Origin of the sequence: Chryseobacterium gleum (genome assembly GCF_900636535.1) — a bacterium.
Classification (GTDB): Bacteria; Bacteroidota; Bacteroidia; order Flavobacteriales; family Weeksellaceae; genus Chryseobacterium; species Chryseobacterium gleum.
Map to the genome: position 1 here is coordinate 2,161,097 of NZ_LR134289.1, position 15,126 is coordinate 2,176,222.

Sequence of the window (15,126 nt, forward strand, 5' to 3'; positions counted from 1 at the left end):
TATAACAGAATGTTAAAAATAAAGCTATCTTTGATAAAATGCTCTACATGAAAGATGTATTGAAAAACTACTCCGGAATCATATTTTTACTTTTAGGAATCATTGTTGGAAGCATCATTGGAATTGTTGCTCCCGGCTTTGTGGAATATATAAAACCTTTAGGTGATATTTTTCTTAATCTTCTTTTTGTAAGTGTAGTTCCTTTGGTATTTTTTGCAGTTTCCAATTCTATTGCCTCCCTGGAACAGCAGTCCAAATTCGGAAAGATCATCCTTGTGATGGCGCTTACTTTCTTATTTTTTATTCTCACAGCAGCTGTTTTCACTATTTGTGCAGTTTATCTTTTCCCGGTTTCAGGAATCTCCGGAAGTTCTGAGATTATTTCTGAAGCAGCTAATGAGGATACATGGGGCAACAGAATTGTAAGTTTCTTTACAGTAGGGGAATTCACAGAGCTTTTTTCCAGAAGAAATATGCTGGCTCTTCTTGTATTTGCTTTTCTGACAGGATTTGCAGCAAGAAAGACAGGAAAAGACGGGTTACCGTTCAGGGTTTTCATTGCCTCCGGATATGAAGTAATGAAAGAGCTCCTTCTATTGGTTATGAAGCTGGCTCCCATTGGATTAGGGGCTTATTTTGCTTATCAGGTAGCAACTTTGGGACCTCAGCTTTTTGGATTTTATGGCAAACCTTTGGGGCTATATTATATTGCAGGGATAATTTACTTCCTTGTTTTCTTCTCTATTTATGCGTTTATGGCAAATGGACAAAAAGGAGTGAAAAGCTTTTGGACGAATGCGATCTACCCTACTTTAACAGCAATAAGCACCTGCAGCAGTTTTGCAACAATGCCTGCCAATTTACAGGCCGCATCAAAAATAGGGATCCCGAATTCTATTGCCAATCTGGTAATTCCCATCGGAACCACCCTGCATAAAAACGGATCATCCATGTCTTCTATCATTAAGATCTATGTGGCTTTCCTGATCATTGGAAGAGATTTCTTTGACCCTGCCAACCTGCTTTTAGCTTTGGGAATAACCGTTTTTGTGAGTATTGTCGCAGGCGGAATTCCTAATGGTGGATACATCGGGGAAATGCTGATGATTTCTGTTTATAAGCTGCCTCAGGAAGCCATTCCTGCGGTGATGATCATTGGAACTTTGGTAGATCCTTTAGCAACAGTGCTGAATGCTGTGGGAGACATAGTCGCGGCTATGTTTGTCAGTAGGTTTGTAAAAGTCTGATTACATTTAACTATTTTCTATTAACCCTTGAACTCACTTCTCAAAAGCATTGGCTTATATAACAGTCTCACTGTTGATCTCGATATCAACAGCACTGAACTCATACAGAGATTAATGAAAGTCACTTATAAAACCAATACTACTTTCATATCACTGGAAAAAGATGCTACAATTCCCACACGGTTTGAATACCGCGGAATGATTGATGGCAACAGCTTTACAATCAAAAGAAGAGCAAGATTATTTGACATAAACAGAAGCAATCCTATATTTCATGGAACTATTTCTGATAAGAACGGTAAATCATCCGTGGTTATAGAATTTTTCCCATCAGGATTTCAGATTTTTAACTGGATCGTCATCGTATGTTTTTGCTTGGGCGCCGTTTTTGTCAGTATAAAAGGAGACCGACAGGATCATATGCTCGCAATAATCGCATTAGTAATAGGAATTAGTCAATATTTCATTTTAAAAAGAGGAATTTCAAGAGGCAAATATGAATTTGAAAGAGAGCTTATCTATATTGCTCAAAAGCCTTAAATCTTTATCTTATTCACTACGCTTTACAGGCTCCAGGTTTTCATACTCTTCAGGAGTGAAAAGCCTGTAATGAACCTTAAAGGTTTTTCCTAATGGAGTTTCCAGAGAAAATCCTCCGGGCCCGAAGCCGTCTGCCACATCCAGAGTAAAATGTGAATATTTCCAGTATTCAAAGAGGTCACGATCTATCCAGAATTCGTGTCCATTGATAGTTCCGATCATGGCGTCGTTCATTCTGGGAAAAAATCCTCCTTTTTCGAAACATTGCGGCTGGGTACCTTCACAGCATCCTCCTGCCTGATAAAACATCAGGGGGCCGTATTGTTCTTCAAGTGTACGAATTACTTCAAGCGCCTGCTCAGTTGCTGAAAGTCTTGATATTTTTGTTTCCATTTTCTATTTAATGTGATAAAGAGTGAACCTAACTTAAAAATGTATAAAAAATCCCGGTAAAATATTTACCGGGAACCACAACACATCATCATTTAATTTGAGCCGGCAATATCCAGAACAATTCTGCCATCTATTTGTCCTTTTTTCATCTTATCGAATACATCATTGATATCTTCCAGTTTTGCAGGAGTAACGGTAGCTTTTACCAATCCCTCATTGGCAAAATCCAGGGCTTCCTGTAAATCTTTTCTGGTTCCGACAATGGAACCTCTTACGGTGATTCTCTTTAAGACCGTTTCAAAAATCGGAAGTTCAAAAGAGCCGGGAGGCAAGCCATTCAGAGCAATGGTACCTTTTCTTCTCAGCACATCTATTCCCTGTTTGAAAGCAATAGGTGAAACCGCAGTAATCAATGCGCCGTGCATTCCGCCGACTTCTTTATGCAAATATTCTCCAGGATCTGTGTTTTTTGCATTAACTACAAGGTCTGCTCCTAATTTTTTCGCCAGATCCAGTTTATCATCTGCTACATCAATGGCAGCAACATGCATTCCCATTGCCTTTGCATACTGAACTGCCACATGCCCCAGTCCACCAATTCCTGAAATAGCGACCCATTCACCAGGTTTTGTTTCTGTTTCTTTCAGTCCTTTGTAAACTGTTACTCCCGCACATAAAATAGGGGCAATTTCCAAAAAGTTAACATCAGATTTTAAATGTCCTACATATCTTGAATCTGCAATGACGTATTCTGCAAATCCGCCATCTACACTATATCCTCCATTTTTCTGTGCTTCACAAAGGGTTTCCCATCCGGTGATACAATAATCACAGCATCCGCATGCACTGTACAGCCACGGAACTCCTACCGCATCTCCTTCTTTTACAAAAGCTTCGGGTCCGCATGCGACTACAATACCTACACCTTCATGCCCGGGGATAAGAGGCATCTTCGGCTTTGCAGGCCAGTCGCCATCCACAGCATGTAAGTCTGTATGACAGACTCCACAGGCCATTACTTTAACCAAAACTTCATATCTGCCGGGTTCTCTTACGGGTACTTCTTCTATTTTCAAAGGTTGGCCGTAGCCCTGAACTACCGCCGCTTTCATTGTTTTTGGGATCATATTTTCTTTTTTGGATTGAGTTATTAGAATTATTAGTTTGTATCTTCATTTCTAAACAGGTAATTTTCCTGCGTGAGGGATAGTAAGGGCGGCGAGGAACGAGCCGGTGCGGAATGAAACGGAGCACCGAAACGAAGTGCAGCCCTGGATAGCCCGACCGTTTTGCCCTGGGAAAAGCCAAGGCAATCGGGCACGTCCTAAATAATATTAAAAGAAACCTAGCTTATTCTTGTTATAAGAAATCAGCATGTTTTTGGTTTGACGGTAATGGTCGAGCATCATTTTATGGTTTTCTCTTCCGATTCCAGATTGCTTGTAACCTCCGAAAGGTGCTCCTGCAGGATAAGAATGATATTGGTTCACCCATACCCTACCTGCTTCAATCTGACGGGGAATATTGTACAGCTGATGCGCATCTCTTGTCCAGACTCCTGCTCCCAGTCCGTAGATGGTATCATTGGCAATTTTCACAGCTTCTTCCTCGTCTTTGAAAGTAGTAAACGCCAGTACAGGACCGAAAATTTCTTCCTGGAAGATTCTCATTCTGTTATTTCCTTTGAAGATGGTAGGCTGAATGTAGTATCCGTCTTCCAGATCTTCCCCCAAATGATTGACATCACCTCCCACAAGCACTTCTGCCCCTTCTTCTTTTCCCAGCTGGATATAGGAAAGGATTTTATCTTTCTGAATCTGTGAAGCCTGTGCACCCATCATCACGGTTTTGTCCAGCGGATTTCCTACTTTGATTGCTTTTACCCTCTCAATCACCCTTTCAATAAAGGCATCGGCAATACCTTCCTGAACCAGCAACCTTGAAGGACATGTACAGATCTCTCCCTGATTAAGGGCAAAAAGAACAGCTCCTTCTATAGCTTTGTCTAAAAATTCATCATCTGCATCCATTACTGAATTGAAGAAGACATTAGGTGATTTTCCTCCCAATTCCAGGGTCACAGGAATGATGTTTTCTGTAGCATATTGCATTACCAGACGTCCTGTCGCCGTAGATCCGGTAAATGCTGCTTTAGCGACTTTCGGATTAGTTACAAGGGCTCTTCCGAGTTCTGCCCCAAACCCGTTGACAATATTAACAACGCCTGCCGGTAAAAGATCTCCGATGAGTTCCATTAAAACCATAATGGAAACAGGGGTACTTTCTGCCGGCTTTAAAACCACGCAGTTTCCTGCCGCCAATGCCGGAGCCAGTTTCCACACCGCCATTAGTATCGGGAAATTCCATGGGATGATTTGTGCGATCACTCCAAGCGGTTCGTGAACGATTAGGGAAACGGTGTCTTTATCCAATTCATTATGTGATCCTTCTTCGGCGCGGATCACAGAAGCGAAATACCTGAAATGATCAATAGCCAGAGGTAAATCTGCTGCCAATGTTTCTCTTACAGCCTTTCCGTTATCAATAGTTTCTACTATTGCAAGGTATTCCAGGTTCTGTTCCATCCTGTCTGCAATTTTATTCAGGATGATACTTCTTTCTGTAGAGGATGTATTTTTCCATCTCTGAAATGCTTTTGCAGCAGCATCTACTGCCAATTCCAAATCTTCTTTAGAAGAGTGAGCCACCTGAGTAAAGTTTTTTCCGTCCACCGGAGAGACTACATCAAAGTACTGTCCTTTAACGGGTGGCGTGAATTTTCCGTCGATATAATTATCATATCTGTTTTTAAACTGAGGACGCTGTAAAAGTGTCGCAGATCTTGGTTCTGTAATAGTGCTCATATTAGTTTGTTTTTATTTTTCGTTAATGCCAAATTACACTAAGAAGCCTGAAAGAGTATAGCACAATCGTATAAAAAAAGTGTAAAATAGTGCAGAGGGTTTAATTTTAGTATTTTATTAACAGCAACATACTGTCAAATTTTCTATATTTGAGTTACCTCCTTTAGAAAAAAATTTAGAAATGAATAACAATAGTAAGATTTTATTAAATACTCCTGAATTACGCAAGGAAAACCAACTATTGAGTCTTGTTGAAAACCAGACGAAGTTCAATCTAAACAATTGTGAATTCAATATTTATGAGACTCACAAGGCTGCTTTTGACGTAAAACTGCACTTTGAAAATATTGCATTTACAGCAATGCTGAGAGGTAAAAAACACATGAAGCTGGATAATAAAACCAGTTATTTTGATTATTATCCGGGAGAAAGCATTCTGGTAGCACCAGGGGAAACCATGGTCATTGATTTTCCGGAGGCTGATGAAACACCTACACAATGTATTTCTTTAAGCCTAAATCCCGATTTTATTGAAGATTCTCTCAACTATCTGAATTATCACCTTCCCAAAGTGGATGAGGCCTCACAATGGAATATTCAGCTGGATGAATATTTTCTGTTTAATAATAAAGCGCTTGCTTCCGCTACCAACAATATTATGAGAATTGCGATGGATGATAATTCTCAAAAGGATATCATGGCCGATTTTGCACTGAAGGAACTTCTGATCAGACTGATGCAGACCCAGGCAAGAAGCATGGTAGAAAAAAATATTGTTAAGAATAAATCCAGAATAGGTTTTGTAGTGGATTATATTAAAACAAATCTGCACCAGAAATTGTCGATTGACAGCATTGCGAAGCTGGCTTATGTAAGCAAATCCAATTTCTTTAAAATGTTCAAAGATGAGCTGGGAACTTCTCCGAATGATTTTATTTTACAGGAAAGAATCAATAGGGCAAAAGAGCTGTTGGCCAGCCAGACCAGCATCAAGGAAACCGCTTTTCAGACAGGATTTTCAGATACGAATTATTTCACCAGAGTATTTAAGCAGCTGGAGGGAGTAACTCCGAAAAGTTATCAGGATAGGATGATGATAAGATAGTTCAGTAATGATATAAAAAAGAGCCCCATTTCTGGGACTCTTCTTAAAAAATATATTAAAATTAAATCTTAATATTGATCATTTTGCTTAATGTTCGGGTTTGCCTGGATAGCAGTAATTGGAATTGGCCACTGCCATTTGAAGCTTCCTGCCGGAAGAGTTTGTGCTACAGCCGGTGTTCCTGTACCATCCGCAAGGTCTCCTTTTCCTGATCTCTGAACAGGAAGATTTAATCTCTTCAATGTATACCATCTGTCATTTTCAAATGCAAGCTCCAGTCTTCTTTCTTTTAAAATAGCATCTAAAAGAGCCTGTCCTGTTTCTGTACCAGGTGTAAATGTATTATATCTTTCAGCTCTTAGCTTGTTTAGTAAAACAAGAGCCTGTGCACCATTACCTGTTCTGTAATATGCTTCTGCAATATTCAATAATACTTCAGCTCCTCTTAAATATTTAATTGAAACAATATTAGCAGGACCTCCGTTTCCTGAATATTTTGTTACATGATTATAGTTTTGTTTGCTATATACACTTGTAGTGAAATAAACAGATTTTCTCACATCATCATTTGTATATGAAGTATATAGATCATAATCTACAACAAATTCAGATCTTAAGGCAGGAACTGATTGATTATAAGCAACACCCACCGTATTTTGTTCTGATGCAGCATTTAATACCTGGAATAAAATTCCGTCCACATTCTTCGTATTATTTTCTTCTTTCCACAGAGCAGTAAAATTTTTCTTTTCAGTGATACCTGGTGACATTCCCAATGCAAGCTCTCCATATTCTATAGTTTTAGCATAGTCTCCTTTGTACAGGTATACTCTTGATAACAATCCATAGATGGCAGCTTTGCTCAGTCTTCCTTTATCCGCATCATTTTGTGTAATATTATCAGCACCAAATAATAAATCAGCTATAATCTTATCATAAACCTGCTCAACAGTTAAATTTCTAGATCCTGTATTATTAAGAGGCTCATATTTTTCAGCGTAATAAATCCCCACACTTGATTTTGCATCTGCAGATTGAGTCGGGATCTTAGAATACGCTCTTACAATATCAAAATGTGCTATTGCTCTTAATGCTCTTGCTTCAGCTTCCAAATTCGTTTTCTGTGTTCCGGATAATACACCGTTGTTGATATATTTCAAAACAAAGTTAGCTCGGCTGATTACAAGATAGGCAGCACTATACAATCCTGTTGTCTGTGAATTATCTGATGAAAATTCGAAGTTTGATGCCGCAAAATTGGTATTTCTTCCTGTAGTTACACGAACCAGGTTATCTGTAGTAAGATCACCCATGATAAGTTGATTTCCTGTATCGCCAGTATAATATCCAGCTCCTTTAAGAGCTGTATAAGCTCCATCCATAGCCTGTCTGAAGGTCTCAGGTCTTGTCATTGCCTGTTCCTGATCTTCATTGATTGATGAGATTTGATCTAAATTTCTGTCGCAAGACGTTAACGTAACAAACATGGTTAACGCAGCTAAACTTATTTTTATTATATTCTTTTTCATAAAGCTATTCAATATTAAAATTCTAATTGCAATCCTACCAAGATTGTTCTTACAGCAGGGTAAGTATAAAGGTTATATGCTCCAGGAACGAACAATGCCGTAGATTCTCCGGATCCTACTGAAACTTCAGGCTCTCCGTGGAACTTAGTCACTGTAAACAGGTTTTGCCCCTGTACGTATGCTCTAAGCTTATTAATTGGTGATCCTTCTCCAAGGAATGCTTTATCAAATGTATATCCTAATGTAAGTGATCTTAATCTTAAGTAATCTGATTTTTCAATCCATTGATCAGAGTCACGCATACCGTTTGAGTCAACTTTTTGGAACACTCCTGTATCTCCTGGATTCTTCCAAACCTGAGCAGCAGCCTGAGCCATGTTTCTACCCGCAACAGCCAATGTTGGGTCAACAGCAGCAGCATACATGTTGTTATAAGTATACCCGCCTAACTTGAATGCGAAATCTGCACTGAAATCAAGTCCTTTGTACTGAACGGTAGTACCAAATCCACCAAAGCTTTTTGGGAATGGGGATTTATCCGTAAGCGGAACTGCATTCGAAGCGCTATAAACATCAGTTATATTGCCAGCTTTATCGTAATATAATGCTTTTCCGTTACCTGGATCTACCCCTGCAAATCTAACATTATAGAATACATATGGAGTTTCTCCCACTTTAAGATAAGTATCTCCTAAATTTCTTTCCGACTGGCCATCTGCTAACTTATCAAGAACAGACTTCTGGAAAGAAATATTAGCATGTAAGTTCCACTGGAAATCTTTCTGCTTGATTACATCTACACTAAGTTCAACTTCAAGACCTTTCTGAGACATATCTCCTGCATTGATGTACTGGTAGTATCCACCTTCCTGTTTATCCAAAGGCACAAGCTGTACGAAATCTTTTCTCTTGTTCTGATATACTTCCACGGATCCACGAACTCTTCTGTTCCACATGGTGAAATCAACTCCCAAGTTGGTAATCGCATTAGACTCCCATTTAAGATTGCTGTTCCCAATAATAAAATTACCTTGTGAAAGCGTACTAGGATATGAAGTACCATTAGTACCATATAATCCATAGCTGATATTGTTCACGTTAAAATAATCAGGTAAAGTACCATCATTACCTGTTGTACCGTAAGATCCTCTAAGCTTTAAATCATTAATAAAACCACCTTTCATGAAGTCTTCTTTCGCGATATTCCATGCAGCACTTGCAGACCAGAAAATACCACTTTGGTTATTGGCACCAAATCTTGATGAAGCATCTCTTCTCAATGACCCTGTTACCAAATACTTACCTTCATAATCGTAGTTAAGTATACCAGCTAAACTGAATAGAGTATTTCTTACCTTAACTCCAGTAAATGTATTTCTGTCAGATGGTGTTGTAATAGATGGAACATTTATTACAGGTGATTTCAATCCATAAGCCCCACCGTTCATTGTTTCGTTGTAGTTATCGTTGTATTCGATAAATCCTAAGAAATCAAAGTTGTGACCTCCATATGATTTTTTATAGTTAATGGAGTTATTCCAGGTGTAGTTAAACGTGTAGAATGAATTTTTGTTCAATGAACCTGTAGGTACTTTGTTAACTGTAATATCAAGGTTTGAACCTTTTTTCAGCCACTGGGTTCCCATATACCAATCGAAAAGTCCGTTAAAGTTGGTCTTAAACTTCAGACCATCGATAATTTTATATTCAGCAAATAAAGTTACCGGAATTCTCAGTCTCTGATCATCTAATCTGTAATTACGGATCTGCTCAACAACGTTAGAACCCGCTCTCATGGTTTGGTTGTAGCTGCCGTCTGCATTATAAACCGGCTCATAAGGAGCATATTTATACATTGCCCCGAATGGATTCTGCGTATTATTTCTGTCTCTGAAATTCTGTGTTTCCTGATACTGAACTCCAAGGTTGATACCCACATTCAGCTTTTCGCTCAATTTATTCGTAAATCCGAAGTTACCAGTATATCTTCTAAGACCGTCTATATCTCTGATAATACCATTGTCAGAATCATATCCTAAAGAGTAATAAAAAGTACTCTCTCTTGATCCTCCTTGTGCACTGAATAAGTAAGACTGGATGCTTGAAGGCTTCAACAAATCTTTTTGCCAGTTATGATCATAAGCAGCCAATCTGTCCATTTCCTCCTGAGATCTCGGTTTAAATCCAAGATATCCTAATTGGTTCTGGAAATCCATCAACTCTCTTGAGTTCATCATGGTGTAGTTTTTGTCTCTCAGCTTTTCACTGAAACCAAACTTAGTTTCAAATGAATAGTGAGTTTTTCCAGCCTTTCCGGCTTTAGTTGTTACAACTACTACCCCATTTGCTCCTCTCGCACCATACTGTGCTGTGGCAGCAGCATCTTTAAGAATTGAAATAGATTCTACGTCGGCAGGGTTGATTGCACTGAACTGTCTTGCAGTCATATACATTCCGTTCACAACATAAGTAGGCTCAGAAGAACCACCAACACCGGCAATCCCTCTTACCTGAATGGTAGCAGCAGCCCCCGGCTGCCCTGTAGTACTTTGTACAAATACCCCTGAAGCTCTACCCTGTAAAGAGTTACCAATAGATGTTGTAGGGGAGTTTCTTCTGATTTCATCACCACCAACAACAGCCTGAGCCTGGGTAATTTCATCTGCTTTTTTCTTCTGGTATCCAGTAACGATTACTTCATCGATCTTATTCTCCTTCAGAACAGAATCATTCTTAGATTTTTGTGCAAAAGCAGCTTGCCCTAAAAAGAACAAAGCTCCGGCACTTAATACATGTAACTTCACATTCATATTAACAGATTTTAATATATTCAAGCGACAAATATGTCGATAAATATCTATAACATCAATTCGGTAAATGCTGAAAACTGGCTTCCAGAAAGGAGAGATTCACATCCATACGCAAAAAATGATGGAAAATCATTTTAATTGTATTTAAAAAATTAACAAAAAAAGAGCTAATTTATATATTAACGGAATTTTAATAAATTTTAAAAATAAAATCAATCTACAGTTATTTAAAATATATGGTTGAAAAAATAAATTAAAAATTCAATTTTAACGGAATATATAAACAAAAACACGTATTGATTTTGGCAGAAATAGAGAAAAAACAAGCTCTTTTTCTTAAATTTTATATAAAAACAGACCTTTACAATCAAAGAATTCTTGTTTTGTGATTGCCTGTGTGGGATTTTGCTCAAAAAACTGTTAATATATTATATCTGAAATTCAATTAAAGTCTGTGGAATCTCCGCAAACATTTGTTATATTTTTTTAGCTGCCTTACCATTAAAATTAAAGATAATACAACTGTAAAATTCATAAAATATCCTGTATGATTATATTAATAAAAAAGTAAGGCATCCCAAAATGGAATGCCTTTAAATATTAAATTTCACTTATCTTAATTCTGATAACTATAATACCTTGCTCCGGTTAAAACAGGGTTTTCTGCTTCTACAGAGACCAACCCGAAGCCTTTGTAATCTTTATTTACAGATAGGTTCAATTGCTTTCTGTGGAGTTTTTCGTAAGTTTCAAAATCAACAGCTGTTCTTTGTTTCAAGCTTTCGAATAAGTTCCATTTTTCTACTACCTTTCTCCAGTTCTCTGAAACCTTTCCTGCAAAAACCTTTGATTTCGAACCACTTCCATACCCTACAAAACCAATTTCTTTACCTGAAAGTTCTTCATTTTCATTAAAAGCTGTCTGCAGCGCAGAAAGAAGTGCCATAAATATAGATGCTGTGTACATATTTCCTATTTCGGAAGAAGCTCTCTGTGTTTTTTCAATCTTGTCGTTGATTAATTTAAGATAGCTTTCGGATTTGGCAACCGCTTTCTGTTCTTCTGCCGTGTCATAGGAAAGATTGTTCTCAAGACTGTAAATTTCAGTAAATACTCTTTTCCCGTGAAAGGCATATGGCAAGTGGAAAATAATATATTCCCAGTTTTCATAAGGCTTTTCCTCTCCTGTTATCTCTTTATAATGATTATAAGCTTCTCTTATTCTGTCCTGATAGCATTGGTTGGAATATTGTCCATCAAAAACAGGTTCATCGGTAAAAATTTCAATTTTTTCAGGGTAAGTTTCCGGAGCTCCGTTCAGATCTTCCTTTTTATACAATCTTCTTGGTTTGAAAAAGTCAAAGACACTTTCTGAAGCAACACCCCAGTTGTTTTCAATTTCAAGAAGATCAGGTTTTGATGAAACCAAAAGAGCCACCGCTCCGCCTCCCTGCGTATATTCACCAGAAGAAGCCAGTTCATATTTTGCGTAATCACTTGCGATTACGACTGCTTTTTTATCAGGGTTTACTCTTACAAAATCCAGAGCATTATGCAATGCATCTACTCCTCCTACACAGGCAAAAGTCATATCTAATACGTCACAGTTTCTGAAACATCTGATTCCAAATTTTTCCTCCAATACTTTTTCTACCATCTGCACAGCGTAGGAAGCTGTAGGTTTTGCAGCATCCAAAGCACTTTCTGTTCCCAGATACACTCTTGCTATTTCCTTCGGATTGATATGGTAATCTTGTATAAGCTTCAGTAATGCTTCTGCTGCAAAGGTCGCAGCATCCTCATGGACATCAGAAAGTCCCATTTTATGAAGACCTAAGCCTTTTTCCAATTTTGCCGGTTCTATTCCTCTTTTTTCTGCTAAATCCTTAATCTCCAAATATAAACCAGGCACATAATAGCCCGCTGCTTCAATTCCAAAACTCATAATTGTCTAAATTTTGAACGAATTTATGAAAGATAACGCAAAAAACAGCAGGAAAAAGTACTGATTTTTATAACATCGTTAAAAATCAATGTATTTTAAATGATAATCTGACAGTTTAGTATTCAGCAATAAAAAGAAGGGAGCCGGTAAATTTACCGGCTCCCTTCTTTTATTTATAGTTTTCAATAGCTTTATTCAGAACATCTATCTGCTTGTTGATGCTTGCTGCGTTCTGTGGATTCTGTTTCAGCAGTTCCATTTTTTTACTTAGGCCATCTTTCAGCATCTGAACCATCATCATTTTAGCCTGTGGATTATCCGCCATCTGATTTTTGGCATATCCTGCTATTTTTGTGATGCTTTCCGTAGCTTTCAGATTATCAGAAGTCATGATCCAGTTGAAACCGTCTTCTGCCGCTTTTCCTAATTCCGGGTTCTGGAATTTAATAAACGGATAAAAAGTAGCAAGAGGCGCAATATTTTCCATCTGGGAAGTAATCCTGTTCTTCACAATAACAGGAAGCAGTTGTGCCTGCAATTCTTCTGAAGCACCTTTCATATCAATTTTGTCAGCCAGACTGTTTGCCCTTGACGGATCAATGGTAAGAATCGCACTCATTGAGCTTCCTCTCACTGCATTGGAAACAGCATTTACTCCTTTTTCAAATAATGGAAGATATTTCTTGTCTTTTGTTTTCCCTAAAGCTGTAATAGCGGCGGCCTGGGTTAAAGTTTTCGGATCATTGGAAGCCAGTTTTTCAACTTCAGCACCTAATGCTTTCATTTGTTCAGGATTGGGAAGGTCTATTAAATTCAAAGCTTTTATTCTTACTCTGAAGAAAGGATCTTTCAGCGCAGCAGCTAACAATTTTGTTGCGGCAGGGCTTTTTCCAATCTGATCTTTTATTCCGGTTAAAGCCAGGTATCTGCTTTTAAATTCCTTAGAGTTGGTAAACTGCATCAGGTTCTGTTCCGGAGTTTTGGTATCGGTAATATCAGCCAGTAAAACCCCATCTGCATTAATATTAACAAGATCCGGAGCTTTAGAAACATCAAAATTAAATGTATTTTTTGCTTCTGCATTTACCCAGACATTGTATCTTTTAGGTTTTCCATTGTCATAAACATCAATAGCCAGAGGAAATTCAAATGGCTTTTCCTGAGTCTGATTAATGGTTACAGCAACCTGTTTTTTCACAGGTTCAAATGTAGATGAGTAATTAATCTTCGGGTTTCCGCTTCCAAAATACCATTGGTTAAAGAACCAGTTTAAGTCTTTACCAGACACTTTTTCAAAAGAAAGTCTCAGCTGGTGGGCTTCTGCATTCTGATATTCATTGGTTTTCAGATAATCGTTCATTCCGGCAAAGAAGGCATCATCTCCGAGATAGTTTCTCAGCATATTTAAAATTCCACCTCCTTTCTGATACGTCACCAGGTCAAAAACATCTTCACGGGATTCATAATTGAACCTTACCAGGTTTTTGTTAAAGTCGGTTGGGTTATGCAGATAATTATTCACATCTGTCATCAGGTGATAATCTGCCTGGTCCTTTCCATATTTGTATTCATTCCAAAGGTATTCGGAATAGTTGGCAAAAGATTCGTTCACTGTAAGATTACTCCAGCTTTCTGCGGTAACGAGGTCTCCAAACCAGTGGTGGAACAATTCGTGAGCAATGGTATCTTCCCAAGTATTTTCATCGATAAGCTGTCCAGGCTTTTGAAGAATATCGCTTCCGTGGAGTGTTGCAGTCGTATTTTCCATCGCTCCGCTTACATAATTTCTTCCGGAAATCTGGGCATATTTTGCCCATGGATAATCATAGTTCAGTTTTTTGGAGAAAAAGTCGATCATTTCCGGTGTATTTCCGTAGATCTGCTTAGCATACGGCTCATATTCTTTTTCAATATAATAATCAACCGGAATATTTTTCCATTTGTCTTTTACAACGGCATATTCTCCTACTCCCATAAAGAACAGATAAGTTGAATGCCTTTTGTCCATAACCCAATGATCTGTTCTAAGTCCGTTGGATTCTTTTTTGGATTCTTTGAGAATACCATTGGAAAGGGTAACGTATTTATCCGGAACCGTCATGTAAATTTCCTGTGTGGTCTTTTGATTAGGCTTATCGATGGTTGGAAACCATGCAGAAGAAGATTCTGTTTCTCCCTGTGTCCAAATCTGTGTAGGCATGTCCGGCTCTGTTCCCTGAGCATTAATGAAATACAGACCCTTTGCATCATTAATAGCCATACTTCCCTGTTGTTTTACCTCATTCGGTCGGGCTGTATATTTGATATAAACTGTATAATCCTGATTTCTCTGGTATGTTTTATCAAGAGTAATTTTCAGAATATCGCCTTTGTATTCGTATTTTAAAGGAGATTTTTTGCCATTATTATCGAGAGATACTTCATGAATCAGCATTCCTTTTGCATCAAGAGTTAGCTCGTTGGTTGCATAGAAGTAAGGTGAGGCGGTAAGCCATTCTTCTCCGTTCATCTGTTCTTTCTGGTAATCGAAATTTACTTTCAGTTTGGTATGCTTTAGTTCTGTTACCTTGGTATGGGTAGCTCTGTATACTTTTTCCCTTCCTGAAGTTTCAGTTTGTGCTGATACATTTGCGGAAAATAAAATTCCAAGTATAGCAATTGATAAAATGGCCTTTCTCATAGGTCTACTTTAT

The 15,126-nt window shown here is 38.1% G+C and carries 10 protein-coding genes; 3 read left to right on the plus strand and 7 right to left on the minus strand.

What is annotated here, in order from left to right; all coding sequences use genetic code 11:
• Positions 1–47 precede the first annotated feature (47 nt).
• Both EL165_RS09865 and EL165_RS09870 read left to right on the plus strand, forming a co-directional pair.
• Positions 48–1,247 (plus strand): dicarboxylate/amino acid:cation symporter, encoded by a 1,200-nt coding sequence (locus EL165_RS09865; protein ID WP_002977510.1) that lies wholly within the window; start codon positions 48–50, stop codon positions 1,245–1,247.
• 114 nt (positions 1,248–1,361) lie between these two features.
• Positions 1,362–1,787 carry a hypothetical protein gene (locus tag EL165_RS09870; RefSeq protein WP_002977509.1) on the plus strand — a complete coding sequence of 142 codons (426 nt, stop codon included), beginning with the start codon at positions 1,362–1,364 and terminating at the stop codon, positions 1,785–1,787.
• 9 nt (positions 1,788–1,796) lie between these two features.
• Here the strand turns inward: EL165_RS09870 and EL165_RS09875 are convergent, their stop codons facing one another.
• The 3 genes from EL165_RS09875 to EL165_RS09885 form a co-directional block, all read right to left on the minus strand.
• Entirely contained in the window at positions 1,797–2,180 is a 384-nt protein-coding gene (locus tag EL165_RS09875; protein WP_002977508.1) for a DUF779 domain-containing protein, read from the minus strand.
• Between the two features lie 92 nt (positions 2,181–2,272).
• The gene (gene adhP, locus EL165_RS09880) at positions 2,273–3,307 is read right to left on the minus strand and encodes an alcohol dehydrogenase AdhP (protein ID WP_002977507.1); all 1,035 of its coding nucleotides are present in this window, start codon (positions 3,305–3,307) and stop codon (positions 2,273–2,275) included.
• Between the two features lie 207 nt (positions 3,308–3,514).
• Positions 3,515–5,044 carry an aldehyde dehydrogenase family protein gene (locus tag EL165_RS09885; RefSeq protein WP_002977506.1) on the minus strand — a complete coding sequence of 510 codons (1,530 nt, stop codon included), beginning with the start codon at positions 5,042–5,044 and terminating at the stop codon, positions 3,515–3,517.
• A gap of 181 nt (positions 5,045–5,225) precedes the next feature.
• Here EL165_RS09885 and EL165_RS09890 point away from each other — a divergent pair, with 181 nt between their 5' ends.
• A complete protein-coding gene (locus tag EL165_RS09890; RefSeq protein ID WP_002977505.1) occupies positions 5,226–6,149 on the plus strand; it encodes an AraC family transcriptional regulator in 924 nt (307 codons plus the stop codon).
• 68 nt (positions 6,150–6,217) lie between these two features.
• On the opposite strand, the gene EL165_RS09895 is transcribed toward EL165_RS09890, so the two are convergent.
• From EL165_RS09895 to EL165_RS09910, 4 genes are all read right to left on the minus strand, one after another.
• On the minus strand, positions 6,218–7,678 hold the full coding sequence (locus tag EL165_RS09895) for a RagB/SusD family nutrient uptake outer membrane protein (protein WP_002977504.1): 1,461 nt from the start codon (positions 7,676–7,678) through the stop codon (positions 6,218–6,220).
• Between the two features lie 14 nt (positions 7,679–7,692).
• Positions 7,693–10,488 carry a SusC/RagA family TonB-linked outer membrane protein gene (locus EL165_RS09900; protein ID WP_002977503.1) on the minus strand — a complete coding sequence of 932 codons (2,796 nt, stop codon included), beginning with the start codon at positions 10,486–10,488 and terminating at the stop codon, positions 7,693–7,695.
• A 616-nt stretch (positions 10,489–11,104) separates the two neighbouring features.
• Positions 11,105–12,433 (minus strand): hydroxymethylglutaryl-CoA synthase family protein, encoded by a 1,329-nt coding sequence (locus tag EL165_RS09905; RefSeq protein WP_002977502.1) that lies wholly within the window; start codon positions 12,431–12,433, stop codon positions 11,105–11,107.
• A gap of 169 nt (positions 12,434–12,602) precedes the next feature.
• Positions 12,603–15,113 carry a M1 family metallopeptidase gene (locus tag EL165_RS09910; RefSeq protein ID WP_002977501.1) on the minus strand — a complete coding sequence of 837 codons (2,511 nt, stop codon included), beginning with the start codon at positions 15,111–15,113 and terminating at the stop codon, positions 12,603–12,605.
• Positions 15,114–15,126: the final 13 nt, after the last annotated feature.